11 protein-coding genes are annotated in these 21,399 nt (G+C 72.6%); 8 read left to right on the top strand and 3 right to left on the bottom strand.

The features are described 5' to 3' along the window. Nucleotides 1-64: 64 nt before the first annotated feature. Genes ACFF45_RS10760 through ACFF45_RS10750 form a run of 3 tightly spaced genes read right to left on the bottom strand, consistent with a single transcriptional unit; the run spans nucleotide 65 to nucleotide 3,450 of the window. On the bottom strand, nucleotides 65-592 hold the full coding sequence (locus ACFF45_RS10760; RefSeq protein WP_381345136.1) for a flavin reductase family protein: 528 nt from the start codon (nucleotides 590-592) through the stop codon (nucleotides 65-67). Then, nucleotides 589-1,878 carry a cation:proton antiporter gene (locus ACFF45_RS10755; RefSeq protein WP_381345133.1) on the bottom strand — a complete coding sequence of 430 codons (1,290 nt, stop codon included), beginning with the start codon at nucleotides 1,876-1,878 and terminating at the stop codon, nucleotides 589-591. The genes ACFF45_RS10760 and ACFF45_RS10755 overlap by 4 nt, the downstream gene beginning before the upstream one ends. A 21-nt stretch (nucleotides 1,879-1,899) precedes the next feature. Further along, nucleotides 1,900-3,450, bottom strand: coding sequence for a tryptophan halogenase family protein (locus tag ACFF45_RS10750; protein ID WP_381345130.1), 1,551 nt, complete (start codon nucleotides 3,448-3,450; stop codon nucleotides 1,900-1,902). Between the two features lie 343 nt (nucleotides 3,451-3,793). Between ACFF45_RS10750 and ACFF45_RS10745 the strand changes: the two genes are divergently transcribed. The 8 genes from ACFF45_RS10745 to ACFF45_RS10710 all read left to right on the top strand — a co-directional run bounded on the left by ACFF45_RS10745 (nucleotide 3,794) and on the right by ACFF45_RS10710 (nucleotide 21,261). Continuing rightward, nucleotides 3,794-4,579, top strand: a complete 786-nt coding sequence (locus ACFF45_RS10745) for an AfsR/SARP family transcriptional regulator (RefSeq protein ID WP_381345127.1) — start codon at nucleotides 3,794-3,796, stop codon at nucleotides 4,577-4,579. A gap of 133 nt (nucleotides 4,580-4,712) precedes the next feature. Then, complete coding sequence (locus tag ACFF45_RS10740; protein WP_381345124.1) at nucleotides 4,713-5,648, top strand: LysR family transcriptional regulator; 936 nt, start codon at nucleotides 4,713-4,715, stop codon at nucleotides 5,646-5,648. Nucleotides 5,649-5,752: 104 nt separating this feature from the next. Then, nucleotides 5,753-6,031: an acyl carrier protein gene (locus ACFF45_RS10735; RefSeq protein WP_381345121.1), complete on the top strand. Its 279-nt coding sequence runs from the start codon at nucleotides 5,753-5,755 to the stop codon at nucleotides 6,029-6,031. Nucleotides 6,032-6,065: 34 nt separating this feature from the next. Beyond that, nucleotides 6,066-7,316 (top strand): beta-ketoacyl-[acyl-carrier-protein] synthase family protein, encoded by a 1,251-nt coding sequence (locus ACFF45_RS10730; protein WP_381345118.1) that lies wholly within the window; start codon nucleotides 6,066-6,068, stop codon nucleotides 7,314-7,316. Then, entirely contained in the window at nucleotides 7,313-8,401 is a 1,089-nt protein-coding gene (locus tag ACFF45_RS10725; protein ID WP_381345116.1) for a beta-ketoacyl synthase N-terminal-like domain-containing protein, read from the top strand. Before ACFF45_RS10730 ends, ACFF45_RS10725 begins: the two co-directional genes overlap by 4 nt. A 62-nt stretch (nucleotides 8,402-8,463) precedes the next feature. Beyond that, complete coding sequence (gene fabG / locus ACFF45_RS10720; protein ID WP_381345113.1) at nucleotides 8,464-9,210, top strand: 3-oxoacyl-ACP reductase FabG; 747 nt, start codon at nucleotides 8,464-8,466, stop codon at nucleotides 9,208-9,210. 18 nt (nucleotides 9,211-9,228) lie between these two features. Beyond that, entirely contained in the window at nucleotides 9,229-9,933 is a 705-nt protein-coding gene (locus ACFF45_RS10715; RefSeq protein ID WP_381345110.1) for a 2-hydroxychromene-2-carboxylate isomerase, read from the top strand. Between the two features lie 45 nt (nucleotides 9,934-9,978). After that, complete coding sequence (locus ACFF45_RS10710) at nucleotides 9,979-21,261, top strand: non-ribosomal peptide synthetase (RefSeq protein WP_381345107.1); 11,283 nt, start codon at nucleotides 9,979-9,981, stop codon at nucleotides 21,259-21,261. Nucleotides 21,262-21,399: the final 138 nt, after the last annotated feature.

Genomic DNA, 21,399 nt, shown 5'->3' with positions numbered 1-21,399 from the left:
CGGTGCCGGCTAGGGGGTGCGGGGCGTGCCTCCCGCGGAGGCGGACACGCCCCGCACCGGGTGGTCAGAGGGTCGTCGTGGGCCAGGCGGCGAACTGCCGCAGCCCGTACAGGAGCGGGGGCCGCCCGCTCGGTCGGCTGATGTGGCGCACGCCTCCGAAGACCGTCACGTGGTCGCCCATGCGCTGGGTCAGGGACACGGTGCAGTCGGCGATCGTGTGCGCGTGCCGTGGCAGGTGCGGTCCGGCGGCGTCGGCCGTCCGCTCCCAGTGCGTGATCCGGAACCGCTCGGGGTCCCCCGAGGCGAACAGTTCGGCGGTCCTCCGGGCGTCCTCGTGGAGCAGGTTCACGGTGAACTCGCCCGAGGCGAGTACGGCTTGGAGCGTGGGGCTGCCGTCCCGCAGGCACACCAGGAGGGTCGGCGGGGCGAGGGCGACGCTGCACACCGACGAGCAGGTCATGCCGCGCGGGGTGCCGTCGAGATCCTCCGCGGTGATCACCGCGACCCCGGTGGGGAAGCTGCCCATCATCGTGCGGAAGTCGTCGGACGGCGGGGTGGTGGCCGTCGTCGTCCGGACGGTGGACCGGGTCATCGAGTACCGCCTTCTGCCGCCACGGCGACCGGTTCGGGGGTGCGAGCGGGCTCGGGTCCGCGCGCGCCGCGGTCGAGGAGGCCGAGCAGCGGACCTGTCGCGGCGGTGGTGACAACCGCCATCAGGGTCAGCGCGAGCACCAGGGCCGGGGTGAGGATCCCCGCGCTGAAGCCGGCCTGGAGCACGATCAGTTCGGTGAGTCCGCGCGAGTTCATCAGCACCGCGATCCGGCGGGACGCGCCGCGTGGCTGACCCCCCAGACGCGCTCCGAGGTAGCCGCCGATCCCCTTGCCCGCACAGGCGAGCACGAGGGTCGTCACGAGCAGTGCCCAGGAGAGCTGGGTGAAGGCCTGGTTGAGAACGGTGATCCCGGTGACGACGAAGAACGCGGGTACGAGCGCCCGCCCGGCCCGGGTCAGGTTGGCGACGACCGGGGTCCACGTGTGGTCGCCCGTCGGGATCGCGAGACCCACCAGGGCGGCGCCGAGGATCGCCGTCATGCCGAAGTGCTCCACGGTCAGTGCCACGGCGAGCGCCGCCGCGCCGAGCACCACGGTGGCGGTCCGCGGGCGAAGCTCGCACGCCCGCCGCACGGCCGGCACCCGCACCCCGTACCGCACGGCGAGCGCACCCGCCGCACCGCACCCGAGGCCGAGGAAGGAGTGCAGGAAGCCCGTCACGCTTCCGGCGTTCAGGCTGATCGCGAGCATGCACAGCAGCCAGCCCACCGAGTCGATCGCGACGGCGGCGGCCAGCGCGAGCCGTCCGGCCGACGTGGTGCTCATGCCGCGGTCGGCGAGAATGCGGGCCAGCACCGGTACGGCCGTGATGGACATCGTGACGGCGACCATCAGTACGAACGCGGGCATCGGGGCGTCTCCGCGCACCGCGGGGTCGTCCTCCAGCAGCACGAACCCGGCGAGCAGCGCGCCCGCGAACAGCGGCGGGACCAGCGATCCCGCCGCCAGCCAGAGGGTGGCGCGCCGCTCGGCGCCGGAACGGGCCCGCAGTTCATGGGCCAGTCCGACGAGGAACAGCACGAGCCCGGCCTTGGCGACGTACTTCAGCGCCTCCAGGGCGGAGCCGGGCAGTACCGCGTCGAACGTGTCCTGGCCGAGCAGACGGAGCACGATGGGCCCGGAGAGCAGTCCCACCACGATCTCGCCGATCACCTCGGGCTGGCGCAGCCGACGCGCCGCGCTCCGGCCCGCGCGGGCGAGCAGCAGAACCACGGCGAGCAGCGCCGTCAGGTGCGCGGCGTGGCCCAACGGTTGCAGGGAGTCCATTGCGCAGCACCCTTCAGCCGGTCAGTGCTGCGCGGCGAAGTAGTCGTACGCCTTCGGCAGCGTCTCGGTCAGGCGGCGTGTCTTGTCGCGGATCGCCGCGAACTCCCGCTGCGCCAGCCCCGGGTCGGACAGGGCGAGGGCCGGGGAGGGCTTCAGCTCGATTCCGCCCATGCCGAGCAGGATGCACATGTACGAGTAGGGCGGCAGGCCGTGGTAGTAGGGGAAGACCGTCTCCGTGTCGGGGAGCTGGGTCTTCCACGTCTCGATGCGCTCCGCCAGCCCGTCCGGTATGCGCCGGGTCTTCGCGTCGCGCCAGTACTGCGTGTCGTCGCGCTTGGCGGCGACGTAGTGCAGGACGAGGAACTCCCGTACGCCGTCCATGACGTGGGCGATCGAGTCGTTGTACAGCTTGCGCTGGACGGGGTTCCAGGAATCGTCGGGGAAGTTCTTGGCGAGCTGCTCGATGGCGTGGTGGATGAAGAAGATGCCGGTCGACTCCAGGGGCTCGACGAAGCCGCTGGACAGGCCGATCGCGACGCAGTTGTTGACCCAGGAGTTCTCGCTGCGGCCGATCCGCATGCGGATGTGGTTGGCCTCGGCGTCCGCCGCGGCCGGGCCGACGAACTCGCGCAGAGTGCGCTCGGCCTCTTCGGGGGACAGGTAGTCCTTGGCGTACACGTAGCCGGTGCCGATGCGGCCCATGAGCGGGATCGTCCAGATCCAGCCGGCGTCCTGGGCGGTGGCGGTGGTGCACGGCAGGATGCCGCGGGCCTTCATGTCCTGCGGGACCTGGAGGGCGACCGCGCTGTCGTTGGGCAGGGTGTCCGCGTAGGAGACGAACGGAACCTCGAGGGCCTTGTTCATGAGCAGTGCGCGGAACCCGGTGCAGTCGACGAACAGGTCGCCCGTGATGTCACCGTGTTCGGCCGTGGTGACACCGGAGATCCAGCCGCGCTCGTCGAGGTTGACCTTCTGGACGTCGTCCGTGATGTGCGTGACGCCGCGCTCCACCGAGTACTTCGTGAGGTACTTGGCGAGCAGGGCCGCCTCGAATTGGTAGGCGTAGGGGAACTGCGTCTTGCCCTGGTGCTCGGACATCGTCAGGCCCTGCATCTCGTCCGCGCCCTCGACGAAGGGCTGGTCGATCAGCGTGCCGTCCAGGTTCCGGGGGCTGAGCCCGGCGTCGATGATGGAGGGCATCACGAAGCAGTCCCGGTCGAACCGGTCCGTGGGGCCCTCGCGCAGCCACCAGTCGGTCAGCGGGAAGCCGTTGACCGATCGCATCTGCTCGAAGGGGTGGTAGAAGGAGTGGCCCTTCTCACGCCAGTTCTCGAACCGGACGGCGAGCTTGTACGTCGCGTTGCACGCCGGCATCCAGTCCTTCTCCTTGAGCCCGAGGAACTCGAAGAAGTGCCGGATGTCGCTGAAGGTCGCCTCGCCGACACCGACCGCGCCGACGTTGCCGGACTCCACCAGCGTGATGTCGATCCGGTCCCCGAACGCGGCCTTGAAGTACGAGGCCGTCATCCATCCCGCTGTTCCGCCGCCGACAATCACAAGTCTGTTGAGCATCAGGTGACTCCTGTTCGCTGACCGACTTCCCGTACACGGGAGGAGCCTAGAAACCGGCCACGGAGCCCAACAGGTCGTTAAGCGGGCGATGAAACACGCTGGTTGAACCGGTCCGGTGGCCGGGATCCATCGGCGTCAGCGAACCGTCAGTGAGGTTCGGCATTATGCCGATGTGCCGCACCCGCAGCAAGGGGTGCCGGGCACGTGCGCGTAATCGGCGAGCCTGTTCCCGCTGTGGTCATACCATCCGGGTGCTTGTCGGTGGCGCGAATGGTATTTCCCCCGACCGGTGGACACGGGCGATATTTGGGCCCTCCAACCGACGAATACGGGGGCGTTCCCAGTGGACATACAGGTTCTCGGTTCTGTTTCTGTGCGGTACGGCACCCGACATCACGCCGTGGTGTCGAAGCGACTGACGGCGATCTTCGCCCTGCTCGCGCTCTCGCCCGGCCGCACGATTCTGGCGGACCAGCTCGAGGACGAGCTGTGGGCGGGCCGCACCCTTACCAACGCGCGCAACGCGCTGCAGGCCAGTGTCGGCCGGCTGCGCAAACACCTGGAGTCGCTCACGGGCCTGCGCGGGGACGAGCTGATCCGCACCGTGGGCGGTGGCTACCGGCTCGACGTCCCCGCCGGCTCGGTGGACGCCCACCGCTTCCGTGAACAGGCACGCAGCGGTGCCGACCTGGTGGCCGACGACCCCGCCCTGGCTGCCGTCGCGCTGGAAGAGGCCCTGTCCCTGTGGCACGGCCCCGCCCTGAGCGACGCCCATGACGGACTGCGGGTCCGGATCGCGGCAGCCGATCTGGAGGAGCAGCGGATCACCGCGTGCGAGGATCTGATCACCGCGCGGCTGGCGGTGGACCCGCACCGGATCTCACTGCCGGAACTGCGCCAGACGGCCGCCGAACATCCCGAACGGGAGCGGCTGAGTGAGTTGTTGATGCTGGCGCTCTACCACGCGGGGCGGCAGGCCGAAGCTCTCGACGTGTTTCATCGCGCGCGCCGCAGGCTCGCGGACGACATGGGAATCGAACCGGGCCGCGCACTGCACCACGCCTATCAGGCGATTCTGGAACAGGACCCCAGACTCGGTGAACCACGTCAGGTTCTCGCCCACCGCTGAAGCATCGCTGAGGCACCGTTGACGAAATGCTGAAGAACGGCGAAAGGTGTCTGCGTGTTTCTTCGGGTCGCGGTTAACGTGGGCAGACAGTGGAATCTCTGTATGTCCGCTCCGGGACGTGAGGCGGCGGCTCATGGACATCGAAATAAGGCACGCGCGGATTGTCGTCACCATAAGTGAGGCCGGGAGTATTTCCCGGGGCGCGAGCGAACTCAATCTGCCCCAGCCGAGCCTCACCGCCCAGCTCAAGCGCATCGAAAGGGCCGTCGGCGGCGATCTGTTCGTGCGGTCCCGAACCGGTGTCGTGCCGACCCCTCTGGGGGAGCGGCTGATCCCGTTGCTCGGAGATCTCGTACGGCGTGCCGACGAGGTCATCGCCCAGGCGAGCTGTGCCACCGCCGGCCGGCTGCGCCTGGGCAACACCGAGTGGACCCCGCCCGCCCTCGGCGCCGCCCTGCAGAGCGTGCTGCCCGGCACCACCGTGGAGACCGAGACCCTCTCACCCGCCGCCGCGGTGGCGGGCGTGCGCCGCGGCGCGCTCTCCGTGGCCCTGGTGCCGGGCCTCGCCCTGCTGTCCGGCCATGCCGTGGACCTGGCCGATCCCGCCCTCGGCAGCGCGGTCGTCGTACGGGAGCCCGTCTGGCTGGCACTGCCCGCGGACGGCGAGCGGGTCGGGCGGGCCTGGGTGCGCTACTCGCGGCACCACTGGCTGCACAGCGTCGAGGACCGGCTGCTCGGCCGGCTCGGGGGTGCCGGTCTCGCCACGGTGCTGCACCAGGTCAGCACCCAGCGCGAGGCGATGACGTGGGTGCACGACAGCGGAGCCGCGGCCCTGGCCACGCCCTCCGGTGCCACCGCCGACGTACGACTGGACCCGTTTCCCGACACCGAGCTCGTCGAGATGCTCCTGGTGTGGCGCCGCGGCGCGGTCACCGAGGAGACGCTGCGCCGTCTCGTGCACGCGGTCCGCGACTACTACTGCGAGTACGCGCGCACGGTGCCCGGCTACTGGGAATGGCTGGTCGAGCATCGTGCCGAGCTTCCCGAGATCCAGCCGTTCCTCCCGTAGTCCCCCGCACGGAACGTGGGCCCAAGATCTTAGGCCAGGGCCTGTCAGTGTGTGGTCAGTGACTCGTCAGTGTGGGATCAGCGCGGTCCGCCAGCATCGTTGGCATGACAACAACGAATGAGCTCAACGCCGAGGACCGCGCCAGGATCAAGGACATCATCTGCGACATCCTGGAGATCGAACCGGAGGACATGACCGACACCAGCCGCTTCAAGGAGGACCACGAGGCGGACTCGATGGGCGCCATCGAGATCCTCTCCCAGCTGGAGCGGGCCTTCGGCACCGACATCGACCAGGCCGAGCTCTCCCGGATGGTCGACCTGGACGGCGTCGTGACCGTGGTCGGCGAGGCCGTCGCGGCCAAGCTCGCCCGGGCCAACTAGGCGCCGCTGCCGGACGACAGGACGGGAGCGCGAAGTGTACGACGAGGAGCAGCGACCGCGCCGGGTGGTCATCACCGGACTCGGAACGGTCACCAGCATCGGGCTCGGGGCCCCGGCCTTCCTGGACGGACTGAAGTCCGGCCGCAGCGGAGTCAAGCCCATCACGGCCTTCGACACGACCGGCTTCGCGCATGCCAACGCATGCGAGGTGACCGACTTCGTGCCGGAGGAGTGGATCCACCACGCCGACCCACAGGAGCTGGGCCGGGCCACCCAGTTCTCCGTCGCGGCGGCCAACATGGCCGTCGCGGACGCCGGCCTGACCGCGCGGGACCTGCGCGAGCGCAGGATGCTGGTCTCGGTCGGCACCACCGACGCCGAGTCGCGCGATCTCGACACCCTGGTCGGCACCCAACTCAGGGAAGGCCCCGAGCGGTTGTCGCCCGGCCTGGCGCGCCGAGCGCAAGCCGGGCGGCTGTCCAGCGGCATCGTCCGGGAACTCGGCCTGGTCGATGTCGAGGCCCTCACCATCCCCACCGCCTGCGCGGCGGGCAACTACGCGATCGGCAGCGGCTTCGACGCCATCCGGCACGGAGAGGTGGAGGCCGCACTGTGCGGCGGCGCCGACGCCGTCTGCCGCAAGACGTTCACCGGCTTCTACCGTCTGGGCACCATCGCGCCCGAGGTGTGCCAGCCCTTCGACATCGACCGCAAGGGCATCCTCACCGGCGAGGGGGCGGGTGTCCTCCTCCTGGAGAGCCTCGACTCCGCCCTCGCGCGCGGGGCGCGGATCTACGCCGAGGTGCTGGGATACGGACTGAACTGCGACGCACACCACCCCGTGGCGCCCGACCAGGACAGCCTCGCCCGCTGCATGGAGATCGCGCACCGCAACGCCGGCGTGGCACAGGACGACATCGACTTCATCTCGGCACACGGCACGGGGACGCGGGCCAACGACGTGACGGAGGCCGGCGCGATCCGGCAGGTCTTCGACACCCCGCCGCCCACGGTCTCCATCAAGTCGATGATCGGCCACTCCATGGGGGCGGCGAGCGCCCTGGCGGCGGCGGCCTGCGCCCTCGCCATCACCGAGAACTTCATCCCGCCGACCGTCAACCACCACGAGACGGACCCCGAGTGCGGACTGGACTGCGTGCCGAACGAGGCCCGCCCGGCCGTCCTGGACGTCGTGCAGAACAACGCGCTCGCCTTCGCGGGCAACAACGCGGTGCTGATCCTCGGCCGCGTGAACCGCACGGACCCCGTCAAGGAGGCAGCGTGAGGTCGTCCCTCGTCATCTCCGCCTGGTCGGCGATCTCCCCGTACGGCGTGGGCAACGCCCCGCTGCGGGAGGGGCTCGCCGAGGGGCGCGACGCCGTGGCCCCCCTCGACCGCGACACCTTCGCGGTTCCCTTCCAGCGGGCCGCCCTGGTACCGGACTTCACCGCCGCCCGGTACGTCGGCAAGAAGGGCACCCGGACCATGGACCGGGTGACCGCGCTCGCCGTCACCGCCGTCGGCGGCCTCGTCGAGGCCGTCGCCGAGGAACTCGCGGCCCGACCCGAGCAGACCGCCCTGGTCCTCGGCACCGGCTCCGGCAGCGTCCAGAGCATCATGGACTTCACCAGGGACTCCCTCTCCGGGGAGCGCCCCTACCACGTGGAGCCCGCCCGCTTCCCGAACACCGTGATGAATCGGGCGGCCGGACAGAGTGCCATCTGGCACCGCATCAAGGGACCCAACACCACGGTGGCGGGCGGTTCGCTGACGGGTCTGCTCGCCCTCAACTACGCCCTGCGGCTGCACCGGGGCGGCCACTGCGCGCGCGTGCTCTGCGGGGCGGCCGAGGAGTTCTCCACCCAGCGCGCCTGGCTGGAGTGGCACGGGCGGGCCGACGAGGAGCGGGAGACCCCGCTCGGTGAGGGCGCCGCCGTGTTCCTGGTCGAGCCCGCCGAGGACGCCGCGGCAGCGGGCCGCACCGCCCTGGCCCACGTCGGAACCGCCCGCTTCCGCGCCTACCAGGGGACCGACGGCCCCCGCGAGGCGCTCACCGCATGCGTCCGCAGCGCCCTGGACACGGCCGGTGTGGAAGCGGGGGACCTACGGTTCGTGGCCCCGCTCGGGGGCGGCGGGAAGCTCGCCGCCGAGGAGGAGCAGGCGGTCATCGACGCCCTGCCCGGTGCCCACCCCGAGTGGATACGGATGCGTGAACGTGTCGGGGACACCTCCGCCGCGGCCACCGCGCTCCAGCTGGCCGCAGTCCTCGCCACGGCCGGCGAGCAGGGCCTCGGCCCCGGCGAAGCGGCTCTGGTGACCGGCGTCGAGCGGGACGGCCAGGTCGGCTGCGCCGTGGCCACCGGCGGCTGAACCGCGCTCACACCCGGCCGCGAGTCGGCTCAGCCCTGCCTCAGAACCTTCAGGAGACAAGCATGTCCGCAAGCGATCGACCCGTCGCCCTCGTCAGCGGCGGCTCGCGAGGCATCGGCCGCCATGTGGTGACCCGGCTCGCCCGCGACGGCTACGACGTGGCCTTATGCTTCCAGTCCGACAAGGAGGCCGCCGAGGCCGTCACCGAGGAGGCCGCCGCGGCGGGCGCCCGTGTGTACACCGCGCGCACGGACGTGGCCAACCACGACGCCGTACGCGACTTCGTCAAGGCCGCCGAGGGCGAACTCGGCCCGCTGCACACCGTGGTGTCCTGCGCGGGCATCGTGCGCGACAACCCGCTGGTGCTCCTTGCGAAGGCCGACTGGGACGCGGTCGTGCGGGTCAACCTGGACGGCACCTACAACCTGTGCAAGGCCGCGGTCTTCGCGATGATGAAGCGCAAGGCCGGTTCCGTGATCACCCTGTCGTCGGTGGCCGGCGTGTACGGGAACGCCACCCAGACCAACTACTCGGCCACCAAGGCCGGGATCATCGGCTTCACCAAGGCGCTCGCCAAGGAGTCGGGCCGCTACGGCATCCGTGCCAACGCGGTCGCGCCCGGTTTCATCGACACCGACATGCTCTCCGGCCTCGCCGACGAGCACGTCGAGAAGATGACCGCGCGGATCCCGCTCGGCCGCCTCGGCCGCCCCGAGGAGGTCGCCGACCTGGTGGCGTTCCTCGCGTCCGACCGCGCCTCGTACATCACAGGACAGGTATTCGGCATCGACGGCGGTCTCGTCGTCTGACCGGAAGGGGGCGCCACCATGCCCAAGAACAAGACACCGCGGTTCTACTTCTCCCTGCGCAGCCCCTACTCGTGGCTCGCCTACCGCAAGGTGATGGCCGAGCACCGGGACCTCGCGGAGCGCCTCGAGTGGGTGCCCTTCTTCGAGCCCGACCCGCTCAGCGCCCGGCTCATGGAGGAACAGGGCGGCCGGTTCCCGTATTCGGAGATGTCCCGCGAGAAGAACCGCTACGTGCTCCAGGACGTCGGCCGCATCACCAAGTCCCTGGGGATCGAGGTCGTCTGGCCGGTCGACCGCGACCCGGTGTGGGAGGTCCCGCACCTGGGCTATCTCGTCGCCCGCGCCCAGGGCCGCGGCCACGACTACATCGACGCGGTGTACCGGGCCAGGTTCGGCCAGGGCCGCGACATCTGCGACCGGCAGACCATCGAGGACATCGGCTGGGAGCTGGGCATCGACCCACTGCGCCTGTCCCGCGCCGCCGACCAGCCCGAGCTGCGCGCCGAGGGCATCCGCACCCTCCTGGACGTCTGCACGGACGGTGTGTTCGGCGTGCCGTTCTTCGTGCACGGTTACAGCCGCTTCTGGGGCATCGACCGGCTCGACGCGTTCGCGGAGCACCTGCGCTCCCAGAAGGAGCCGGCCCCCGCGGTCCCGCGCGAGCTCACCGCGGTCGGCCTCGGCACGGCCACCGACGACGGGCACGCGGGCGGCTGCGGCTGACCGCCCGCGCCCCCACCCGCACCACCTTTCACCTAGGGGATTGCCATGACACCTGTTCAGACGGTCGGCCTGCCGCTCACCGCTGGCCAGAAGGACATCTGGTTCGACGCGAAACTCTCCGGCGGGGGCGCGACCTACAACACCGCCATCTACTGGGACATCCGCGGGCCGCTGGATCTGGACCTTTTCCGCACCGCGCTCGCACGGCTCGTCGACGAGTCGCAGTGCCTGCGCACCCGGTTCGACGAACAGGGCGGTGAGCCGCGCCAGTTCGTCGAACCGCTGGACACGCTGCCGCTGACCGTCACCGACGTGCGCACCGCGCCCGACCCCGCGGCGGCCGCGCGGCAGGCGATCCGCGAGGACCTGGCCGTGCCCTTCCCGCTCGACGAGGAGGCGGGCGGTACCGAAGGGCACGTCCCGCTGTTCCGGCTGAGCGTGTTCGTGCTCGGCCCGGAGCGCACCTTCTTCTGCCTCCTCAACCACCACCTCGTCTCCGACGGGTTCAGTTACGTCATCTACTTCCAGCGGCTCTCCGAGATCTACGCCGCCTTGCTCGACGGCACCCCGCTCGACGAGGGCCGTATGCCGGCGCTCGCGGAACTGGTCGACGCCGAGGCGGCGTACGCAGCCTCGCCGAAGGGCGAGCGGGACGCGGCGTACTGGCAGGAGCAGGTGGGCGACGGCCCCGAGCTGGTCAGCCTGGCCACGCGGGACGCCCAGCCCGCCCCGTCCTTCCACCAGGAGGGCGCGGTGCTGCCCGAGCGGACGGCCGAACTGCTGCGCACGGTCGCCTGGGAGTCCCGGGTGACCTGGCAGACCACGTTCGCCGCCGCGCTCGGCGCCTACACCGCGCGCACCACCGCCACCGAGGACGTCCTCCTCGCCCTGCCGGTGACGGCGCGCGTCGGGGGCACGATGCAGCGCGTCCCCGGCATGGTCGTCAACAGCCTGCCGCTGCGCCTGGCCGTATCCGCCGGCAGCACGCGCGCCGAGCTGATCGCGGCGACGTACAAGGTGTTCTCGCAGGGGCTCAGACACCAGCGGCACCGGGTCAGCAAAATCCGCAGGGCCATGGGGCTCCCCAGCGACGACCGGCGGCCGTTCGGCCCGTTCCTCAACATGATGCCGCAGGTCGAGAAGCTGGCCATCGGCCCGTGCGAGGCCACCATCTACAGCCCCTCCACGGGACTCGTCGACGACCTGGAGTTCACCGTCGCCGACAAGGGCGACGCGGGGCTGAGCGTCGACCTCAGCGGCAACACCGCGCGCTACGACCACGCCGAGATCCGCACCCACCTGGACCGGTTCACCGCCTTCCTGGGCGCCTTTCTCCGGGCCGCGCCCGACGCCCCGCTCGGCGGTATCGACCTGCTCACCGCCGACGAGCGCGCCGACCTCACCGCCACGCTCACCGGGCCCGTCCGAGAGACGCCCTACCTGGGGGTCGTGGAGCGCATCCGGGAGCAGGCCGGGCGAAGCCCGCACGCGGTGGCCGTCACCGACGACGACGGCAGCATCGACTACGCCGAGCTGACCGGCCGGGCCTCCGCCGTCTCCCGCGTCCTGACCGGCCAGGGCCCGGTGGCCATCCTCACCGAGCCGGGCCGGGACTTCGTCACCGCCGAACTCGCCGTCCTCGGCGCCGGTCGCGCCTTCGTGCCCCTGGACCCCGGGGCGCCCCTGGCCCGGCTGACCGCGCTGCTGCGCGACAGTGGCGCCGGTTTCCTGCTCACCCAGGAGGAGCACGCCAATCTGGCGCGCGCGGCGGCGGGCTCCCTGGCCGGCCCACTGCCCGTGCACGTCCTGGACGCCCGCACCGACCCCGGCGACGCGCTGGCCCCCGTCACCGGCGGCCCGCTCGACCTCGCGTACGTCATCTACACCTCCGGCTCCACCGGCAAGCCCAAGGGCGCCATGGTGCAGCGCGGCGGCATGGTCAACCATCTCCTCGCCAAGGTCGAGGAGTTCGGGCTCACCCCCGCCGACGCGCTCGTCCACAACGCACCCGTCACCTTCGACGTCACCGTCTGGCAGACCCTGACGACGCTGCTCGTCGGCGGCCGCGTGCGCGCCTTCGGCCGCGGTGAGGCCGCCGACCCGGACGCCCTGTTCCCGGCCATCGGCGCCGAGGGGCTGACCGTCATCGAGGTCGTGCCGTCGTTGCTGCGCGCCACTCTCGACGTGTGGGACGCGGCGGACTCGGCGCCCGAGCTTCCCGCCCTGCGCTGGATGATCTCCAACGGCGAGGCGCTCCCCGCCGACCTGTGCAGGCGCTGGTTCGCCCGCTACCCGGACATCCCGCTCGCCAACCTCTACGGCCCCACCGAGTGCTCCGACGACGTCACCCACGCCTACGTCGCCACCGCCGGCGACCTGGACGCGCCCGTCGTGCCGATCGGCCGGCCGCTGCGCAACACCCGGCTCCACGTCCTCGGCGCCGACCTGCGGCCGGTGCCGCGCGGCGCGCAGGGCGAACTGTTCATCTCCGGACGGGGAGTGGGCCGCGGCTACCTCGGCGACCCCCGCCGCACCGCGACCACGTTCGTGCCCGACCCGTTCGCCGCCGACGGCTCCCGCATGTACCGCACCGGCGACCATGTCGTCCTGCGCGCCGACGGACAGCTCGCCTTCGTGGGCCGCACCGACCACCAGGTCAAGATCCGCGGCCAGCGCATCGAGCTCGGCGAGGTCGAGACGGCGCTGCGCGAACTGCCCGGCGTCGCCGACGCGGTGGCCGCCGCCGTCACCGACCCGGCCGGACAGCAGCGGCTCGTCGGGTACGTCGTCGGGGACGGCGCACGCCAGGACCCCGCCGTCGCCCGCGCCCTGCTGGCACAGCGGCTGCCCGGCGCCCTGGTGCCGGCCGTTGTGGTCGTCCTGGACGAGCTGCCGCTGACCGCGCACGGGAAGGTCGACCGCAAGTCCCTGCCGGCCCCCGACCTCGGGGCTCCCGCGCGGGGCCGCGCCCCGCGCACCGACGACGAGCGCGTCCTGTGCCAGGTCCTGGCCGAGGTGCTCGGACTGCCCGAAGTCGGCCCGCAGGACAGCTTCTTCGCCCTCGGCGGCGACAGCATCAGCTCTCTCCAGGTGGTCAGCGGGGCGCGCAAGAAGGGCCTGGTCGTCACGGCCCGCGACGTCTTCCGGCACCGCACCCCGGCGGCCATCGCCGCCGTGGCGGGCCACGCCGAGCAGACGGCGCCCGCGGCCGCGGAGGACGGCATAGGGACGGTCGAACTCCTGCCCGTCGCCAAGCAGTTGCGTGAACTCCTGTCCCAGCTGCCGGGCGGCCGCCTCCCGGCCGAGCGTCTTCCGGCCGAGGCGCGGGAATTCGCGCAGTACGTCACCGTGACCGTGCCCGCCGACGTCGACGCCCCGCGACTGGAGCGCGCACTGCAGGCGGTCCTGGACCGCCACGACACGCTGCGCCTGCGCCTCACCACCCCGGTACCAGGCCTGTGGTCCCTGACCACACAGCCCCGGGGAGCCGTCACCGCGGCCGACGTGCTCACCGCCGTCACGGTCCCGGCGGGCGCCGACCGCACCGCACGCCTCGCCGAGGAACTCACCGCGGCCCGTGCGCGTCTGCGCCCCGAGGACGGCCTCGTCGCGCAGGCGGTGCTGCTGACGGAGGAAGACACCCGCACCCTGCTCCTCGTCGTCCACCACCTCGCCGTCGACGGCGTGTCCTGGCGGATCCTGCTGCCCGACCTCCAGGCCGCCTGGGAGGCCGTCTCCGCGGGCCGCGAGCCTCGGCTCGACCCCGTGCCGACCTCCTACCGGCGCTGGGCGAAGGCCCTGTCCGAGGAGGCCCGGACCGCGGAGCGGATGGCCGAACTGCCCCTGTGGAGCGAGCAGTCGGGCGGCGTGTCGGCCCTGCTCACCGAGCAGCCGCTCGACCCGGCCCGGGAGGTGCACGGCAGCGCCGGCCGACTGCGGATCGAGCTGCCGGCCGAGCACACGGCGGCCCTGCTCACCCAGGTGCCCGCCGCCTTCCACGCCGAGATCAACGAGGTGCTCCTGACCGGCCTCGCCCTCGCACTCGCCGAGCGGGCCCGCCGCACCGGATCCGCCACCCGGACCCTGATCGAGCTGGAGGGACACGGCCGCGAGCAGATCGCGGGGGACCTGGACGTGTCCCGTACGGTCGGCTGGTTCACCAGCGTGTTCCCCGTCGGCCTCGACGTCGGCGAACTCGACGGGGCCGACGTGTGGCAGGGCGGCACCGCACTCGCCGCCGCGCTCAAGCGGGTCAAGACCGCCCTGCGCGCCCTGCCCGACCACGGCATCGGCCACGGTCTGCTGCGCCACCTCAACCCGCAGACCGCCGCCGCTCTCGCCCGTACCCCCGTCCCGCAGCTCGGCTTCAACTACCTGGGCCGGTTCACCACGGGCGGTGGTGACTGGTCCATGCAGGCCGGCGCCGCCGGCCGGACCGAGGCCCCGGGCACGCCGCTGCGCCAGCCCCTCGACGTGGTCGCCGTCACCGAGGACCGCCCCGGGGGCCCCGTCCTGGTCGCCGACTGGACCTGGGCCTCCGCCCTGCTCGACGAGGCCGACGTGCGCGATCTCGCCGAGACCTGGTTCCGTGCCCTCAAGGCCCTCGCCACGCACGCGGACCAGCCGGGTACCACAGGGCGCATTCCGTCCGAATTCCCGCTCGTCCAGGTCGAACAGCGGGAGATCGACGCGTACGAGAGCGAACTGCGCGGGGTCACCGACATCCTGCCGCTCTCACCGCTGCAGCGCGGACTGCTCTTCCAGGCCGAGTTCGACCGGCAGGGCATGGACGCGTACACCCTCCAGGTCGTCATGGACATCGGCGGCCCCATGGACAGCACCGCGCTGCGGGCCGCCGCCGTCACGCTCCTGGACCGCAACCCGGCTCTGCGCGCCATGTTCCGCGAACGCGGGACCGGCGACCCCCTCCAGCTGATCCCCGACCACGTCGAACTGCCGTGGACGGAGGTCGACCTGACCGGCGTCGCTGCGGCCGACGTGGACGCCGAGGTGGCCCGCCGCACCGACGAGGAGTGGCTGTGCCGCTTCGACGTCACCCGCGGCCCGCTGACCCGGTTCACCGTCCACCGGATCGCCGAGAACCGGCACCGTGTCGTGTGGACCACGCACCACATGCTGGTGGACGGCTGGTCCCTGTCCGCCGTGCTCGCCGAGGAACTGGTCACGCTGTGGTCCAACGGCGCCGACACCACCGCCCTCGCCCGGGTCGCCCCCGCCCAGCGTCACCTGGAGTGGTCGGCGGCCCAGGACAAGGACGCCGCCCGCGAGGCCTGGCGCGCCGAGTTCGCCGAGGTGGACGGCGCGACCCGGCTCGGCCCCGCCGACCGCGACCGCGTCTCCGTTCTGCCCGAGACCCTCGTGGCCGACGTGCCCGCCGAGGTCACCGCCGCGCTCACCCCCTGGGCACACGACCGCGGCCTCACCATGAACACCGTGGTGCAGGGCGCCTGGGCCGTCGTCCTGGGCGCGCTCACCGGACGACAGGACGTCACCTTCGGTGCCGTCGTCTCTGGCCGGCCGGCCGAACTCCCGGACGCGGAGCGGATGGTGGGCGCGTTCCTGCACACCCTCCCGGTCCGCGCCCGGCTCGACGCCGCGCAGCCCTTCGAGGCGATGCTCGCCGACCTCCAGGACCGCCAGCTCGGCCTCGAACCCCACCACCACCTGGGCCTCGCCGAGGTGCAGCAGTGCGCTCGCACCGGCGAGCTGTTCGACACCGTCGTCAGCTTCCACAACTATCCGACGGGCGCCCTCGACCGCATCGGCGAGCACATCCCCGGACTGACCATGCTCGGCTGGAAGGCCCGCGTTGCCGCCGAGTACCCCCTGGCGATCGGTGTCTTCCCGGGCCCGGACGGCCGGCTGCGGGTGGAGGCCCAGTACCGGCCCGACCTGTTCACCGAGGAGCGGACGGACGGCTTCGTACGCCGCTTCCTCCGCGTCCTTGAGCGTCTCGCGGCCGCCCCGGGCGCCCCGCTCGGCCGCCTCGACACCCTCGACGAGAACGAGCGCCACCGGCTCACCGCGGACTGGGCGGGGGCCGAGGCCGCGCGGCCCGAGCCCGGTCTGCTCGCCACCGACACCTTCGAGCGGTGGGCCGCGTGGTTCCCGGACAAGCCCGCGGTCAGCCTCGGTGCCCGCGTCCTCGACTACACCGAGCTGAACAGCCGCGCCAACCGGATCGCCCGGCTCCTCGTCGCCCGGGGGGTGCGCCCCGAACAACCGGTCGCCGTCATGCTGCCGCGCTCCCCGGAGCTGGTGGTGGCAGCGCTGGCCGCGCTGAAGGCGGGCGCCGTGTTCCTGCCCGTCGACGTCGACTACCCGGCCGACCGCGTCGGCTATCTCCTCGACGACGCGCGTCCCGCGGTGCTGCTCACCGACACCGCGACCGCCGCCCGCCCGGCGGGGCTGCCGCGGCTGCCGGGCCGCGCCGACGTCCCCCTGATCCTGGACGCGCCCGACACCGCGGGGGAACTGGACCAGCTCTCCGGCGCCGACCTCACCCACGCGGACCGGAACGAGAAGCTGCACCCGCGGCACACCGCGTACATGATCTACACCTCCGGCTCCACGGGCCGCCCCAAGGGCGTGGCCGTGCCGCACGCCGGGCTGATGGCGATGGTCGACAGCCTCAGCGAGCGATTCGACCTCGACCACGACGCGCGCGTCCTGCAGTTCGCGTCCTTCAGCTTCGACGCGTCCGTCTTCGGCATCATGCTGGCGCTGCTCAACGGCGGGACCCTCGTGATCGCCGACGAGGAGCACCGCACCCCGGGCCGTCCGCTGGTCGACCTGATCAACGACGCCCGTATCAACCTGGTGGCCCTGCCGCCCGTCGTCGTCGGCGCGCTCCCGGAGGGCAGCACGCTCCCCGCGGGCCTGCGCATGGTGGTGACGGGCGAGGCCGTTCCCCCTCAGGTCGTCGACCGCTGGGCGGGCTCCGTGCGGATGTTCAACGGGTACGGTCCCACCGAGGCCGTCGTCGGCTGCACCGTCAGCGGCCCCCTCGTCCCCGGCCGCGGCCGCCCGCCGATCGGCCGCCCGACCAGCGCCCACCGCGTGTACGTCCTGGACCGCGCGCTGCGGCCCGTACCGGTCGGCTGCGTCGGCGAGCTGTACGTCGGCGGGGGACTGGCCCGCGGCTATCTCGGCAGGCCGGGGCTGACCGCCCAGCGGTTCCTGGCCGACCCGTACGGACCGTCCGGCAGCCGCATGTACCGCACCGGCGACCTGGTGCGCTGGCTGCCCGACGGCGAGCTCGACTATCTGGACCGCGCCGACGACCAGGTGCAGCTGCGTGGCATCCGCATCGAACTCGGTGAGATCTCCGCCGCGCTGACGGCCATGCCGGCGGTCGAGCAGGCCGCCGTGGTGATGCGCGAGGACGCGTCGGGGGAGCGGCGCCTGGTGGCGTACGTGGTCGCCTCCGGAGCCGGGGCCGGCGCGGACACCGGCGTGCTGCGCGAGCGCCTCGCCCAGGAACTGCCCGACTACATGGTGCCGTCCGCCGTCGTCGCCCTGGACTCGCTCCCGCTGACCACCAACGGAAAGCTGGACCGCGCCGCCCTGCCCGACCCCGACCTCGGAGCCGGTGCACCGGGGCGCTCCCCGCGCACGCCCGTCGAGGAGATCCTGTGCGGCCTGTTCGCCGACATCCTCGGTCGCGACCAGGTCTACGCCGACGAGGACTTCTTCGAGATCGGCGGGCACTCGCTGCTCGCCACCCGCCTGGTCAGCCGGGTCCGCGGCGTCCTCGGTGCCGAACTACCCATCCGCGCGCTCTTCGAGGCCCGTACCGCCGCCGCGCTCGCCGCCCGGGTGGAGCAGGCGGACCGGGCCAGGTCGCCGCTGGCCCCCGCGCCCGCGGGGACCGAGCGGCCGCTCTCCTTCACCCAGCAGCGGCAGTGGTTCCTCAACCGCCGCGAGGGCGCGGCGGACGGCTCGTACAACTCGGTCCTCGCCTTCCGGCTCACCGGGCAGCTCGACACGGACGCCCTGCCGGCCGCGCTGCGCGACATCGCCGAGCGGCACGAGGTGCTGCGCACCGTCATGCCGGACACCGACGGCACACCGTCGCTGCGCGTCCTCGACGCCGCCACGGGCGCGCCCGCCGTCAAGGTGGTGTCGGTGCCGGCCGAGGAGGTGACCGCGGCGGTGGCCGCCGAGGCCGACCGCGGTTTCGACCTCACCGAGGAGACCCCGCTGCGCGTCCGGCTCTTCCCGGTGGGACAGGACGAGTGCGTGCTGCTGTTCGTGATCCACCACATCGCGTTCGACGGCTGGTCCATGGGCCCGTTCCTCGGCGACTTCGCCGCGGCCTACCGGGCCAGGAGCACGGGCCGTGCCCCTCGCTGGGAGCCGTTGCCCGTCCAGTACGCGGACTTCGCCGTCTGGCAGCGCGAGCTGCTCGGCGGCGACGACGACCCGGACAGCCTCGCCGCCGAACAGCTCGACTACTGGCGCGACGCACTCGCCGGCCTGCCCGACGAGACACCGCTGCCCGCCGACTTCCCCCGCCCGGCGCGGGGTTCGCGGGAGGGCGATGTGGTGCTGTTCGACATCGACGCCGAACTGCGTTTCGCCATGGTCGAGTTGGCGCGTGCCACCGGTACGACCGAGTTCATCGTCTGCCAAGCGGCGCTGTCGGCGCTGCTGACCCGGCGCGGCGCGGGCACCGACATCCCGGTGGGCGTCTCGGTGGCGGGCCGCACGGACGACGCGCTCTCGGACGTCGTCGGCATGTTCCTCAACACGCTGGTGCTGCGCGGCGACACCAGCGGCGACCCGACGTTCCGTGAACTGCTCGACCGGCTCCGGGAGACCGACCTCGCGGCCTTCTCCCACCAGGACGTGCCGTTCGACCAGGTCGTCGACGCGCTGCGGCCGGCCCGCGCACTGAACCGGCACCCGCTGTTCCAGGTGTCGCTGACCGTGCAGTACGACGGCGTACGCGACCTCGGCCTGCCCCACCTGACCGCTCGTCCCGAGTACGTTCCGTCCCGGCAGGCCAAGCTCGACCTCGTCGTCGAACTGGTGCCGTGGCACGACAAGGACGGCATGCAGGGACTGCTCACCTTCAGCAGGGACCTGTTCACGAGGGAGACGGCCGAGAGCCTGGTGCGGCAGTTCACGCGGGTACTGCGGGACGCGGTGGCCGACCCGGACGTACGGATCGGGGACCTGGAGATCGTCGGCGCGGACGAGCCGGCGGCTGCGGTCCAGGAGGCCCAGGAGATTCAGGAGGTCCCAGAAACCCGGAAGGCCCAGGACTTCGACGCGATCGTACGGGAGCTGCCCGAGGTGACCCTGCTCGACCTGTTCGCCGGGCTGGTCGCCGAGGAACCCGGCGCCGTCGCCACCGGCAGCGGGGCCCAGGCGCTGACGTACGCCGAACTCGACCGGGGTGCCGACGCGTTGGCGCGCACCCTGGCCGCGGCCGGGGCCGGCCCCGAGCGCACCGTGGCGCTCGCCGTGCCGCGCGCGGCCGACCAGGCTCTCGGGGCGCTCGCGGTCCTCAAGGCGGGGGCGGCGTACGTGCCGCTCGCCGCCGACGAACCCGGGGACGGGATCCGGGCCCTGTTCGCGGACGTCGACCCGGTGTGCGTCCTGACGACGGCGGGCCTGGCGGGACGGCTGCGGACGACCGGAGTGCCGGTGCTCGTCCTCGACGTCGCGGGGCTGCGCGGCACGGCCGACGACTACCACCGGCCCGTGACCGCCGCCACGCCACGGCCCGAACAGGCCGCGTACGTGATCCGCGGCGGTGCGGCGGGCACGGTGGTGGAGCACCGCACGGCCGCCGCCCGGGTGGTCGCGGCGCTCGACGAGGGACGGCCCGACCGGGCCGGGCTCTTCGGGGCGCTGCTCGCCGGGACCGGCGTCGCCGCCCGGGAGCGCCCGCCCGCCGCATGGGCGGCACCGGAGACCGTCCCGGCGGACACGACCCGCTGGCCGGCCCACGGCTATGTACTGGACGAGACGCTGCGTCCGGCCCCGGAGGGCGAGCTGTATCTCGCGGGGGCGGCCGTCGCCCGGTCCTACGCGGGCCGGGCCGGCGCCACTGCCGCGCGGTTCGTTCCCGACCCGTGGGGCGGGGCCGGAGCACGGATGTGGCGGACGGGCCGGAAGGTGACCCGGGACGCCGACGCCTCGGTGCGTCCGGCGCCGCCGCGGCCGGTCGCCGACCCGGTCGACCCGCTCGTGGCCAGGCTCTGCGAGATCGTCGCCGAGGTGGTCGGGGCCGACTCCGTGGCCCCGGCGGAGAACTTCTTCGAGACCCGGTCCATGGACAGCATGAAGTCGCTGCGCCTGGTGGCCCGGGCCCGCAAGGCCGGCATCGAGCTCAGCATCGCCGACGTGTTCACCCACCAGAGCGTGGCCGCGCTCGCCACGGCGCTGCGCCCCGAACCGGAACCCGAGACGGCCCCCGCCGCCAGGGACAGCACCCGCGCCATGGCCGAGGCCATCGAGGAGACCGAGAGCCTCGACCACGCGGACACGTTCGCACCGATGCTGTGCATCCGTCCCAGCGGTGGGCGCCCGCCCGTCTTCTGCCTGCACAGCGGTGTCGGCTTCGCCCTCTCGTACCTGCCGCTGGCCCGCTACATCGGGCCGGACCACCCGGTCTACGGAGTCCAGTCGCCCAGCGTCGTCGGTGACGCACCGCTGCCCGACAGCATCGAGGCGAACGCCGCCGCGTACGTCGACCTCATCCGCCAGGTGCGGCCCGAGGGGCCGTACCACCTGCTCGGCTGGTCGTTCGGCGGACTGCTCGCGTACGAGATCGCGGTGCAGTTGCGGGCCGCCGGACAACAGGTGGGCCTGCTGGCCAACCTGGACGCCTACCCGCGGACCGGTGCCGTCGACGAGCGGGACGAGCAGGGCAGCCTGGCCTGGCTGCTGGAGGGCATCGGGCACAGCCGCGACGAGTTCGGCGACCGGGAGCTCACCCCGGCGGACATCGTCGACGCCCTGCGCCGCGACGGCAGCGCGCTCGCCCGGATGGGGGAGCGGCGGATGGCCCGCATGGTGGACCTGATGGCCCGCCACCAAATTCTCAATACCCGCTACCGGCCGCGCGGTTACGACGGCGACATGCACCTGTTCCTGGCCGACCGTTCCCCGTGGGGCGAGGAGACGGACAAGGAACGCCTCTGGGCCCCGCACACCGCCGGCACCGTGACCGCGCACCACATCGACTGCGCCCACGACGACATGCTCAGCCCCGGCCCGCTGGGCGAGATAGGCCGTGCGGTCGCGGCGCAACTGGAACGGCTGCACGCGGAGTCGGACAGGAGCCGGCGGTGACGTCGACGACCTCCCGGGCCCGGGCGGTGCGCCGGCGTCGCCTGTGGGCGGCCGCCCGCCGGGCCGGCTGGAAGGGCGTCCTCCTGACGCCGGGCCTCGGCGCGGCACGGGGCACGCACGACACCCCGTCCTCTCGCG

The sequence above is a fragment of the Streptomyces cinereospinus genome, assembly GCF_042430725.1.
Taxonomy (GTDB): domain Bacteria; phylum Actinomycetota; class Actinomycetes; order Streptomycetales; family Streptomycetaceae; genus Streptomyces; species Streptomyces cinereospinus.
This window is presented reverse-complemented; position numbering and strand designations above follow the sequence as displayed.

What these genes read in the sequence shown, in the direction of transcription:
- ACFF45_RS10735 (WP_381345121.1), top strand. Translation starts at nt 5,753, where the DNA reads ATGACAACAACGAATGAGCTCAACGCCGAGGACCGCGCCAGGATCAAG.
- fabG (WP_381345113.1), top strand. Translation starts at nt 8,464, where the DNA reads ATGTCCGCAAGCGATCGACCCGTCGCCCTCGTCAGCGGCGGCTCGCGA.
- ACFF45_RS10740 (WP_381345124.1), top strand. Translation starts at nt 4,713, where the DNA reads ATGGACATCGAAATAAGGCACGCGCGGATTGTCGTCACCATAAGTGAG.
- ACFF45_RS10750 (WP_381345130.1), bottom strand. Translation starts at nt 3,450, where the DNA reads ATGCTCAACAGACTTGTGATTGTCGGCGGCGGAACAGCGGGATGGATG.
- ACFF45_RS10715 (WP_381345110.1), top strand. Translation starts at nt 9,229, where the DNA reads ATGCCCAAGAACAAGACACCGCGGTTCTACTTCTCCCTGCGCAGCCCC.
- ACFF45_RS10760 (WP_381345136.1), bottom strand. Translation starts at nt 592, where the DNA reads ATGACCCGGTCCACCGTCCGGACGACGACGGCCACCACCCCGCCGTCC.
- ACFF45_RS10710 (WP_381345107.1), top strand. Translation starts at nt 9,979, where the DNA reads ATGACACCTGTTCAGACGGTCGGCCTGCCGCTCACCGCTGGCCAGAAG.
- ACFF45_RS10755 (WP_381345133.1), bottom strand. Translation starts at nt 1,878, where the DNA reads ATGGACTCCCTGCAACCGTTGGGCCACGCCGCGCACCTGACGGCGCTG.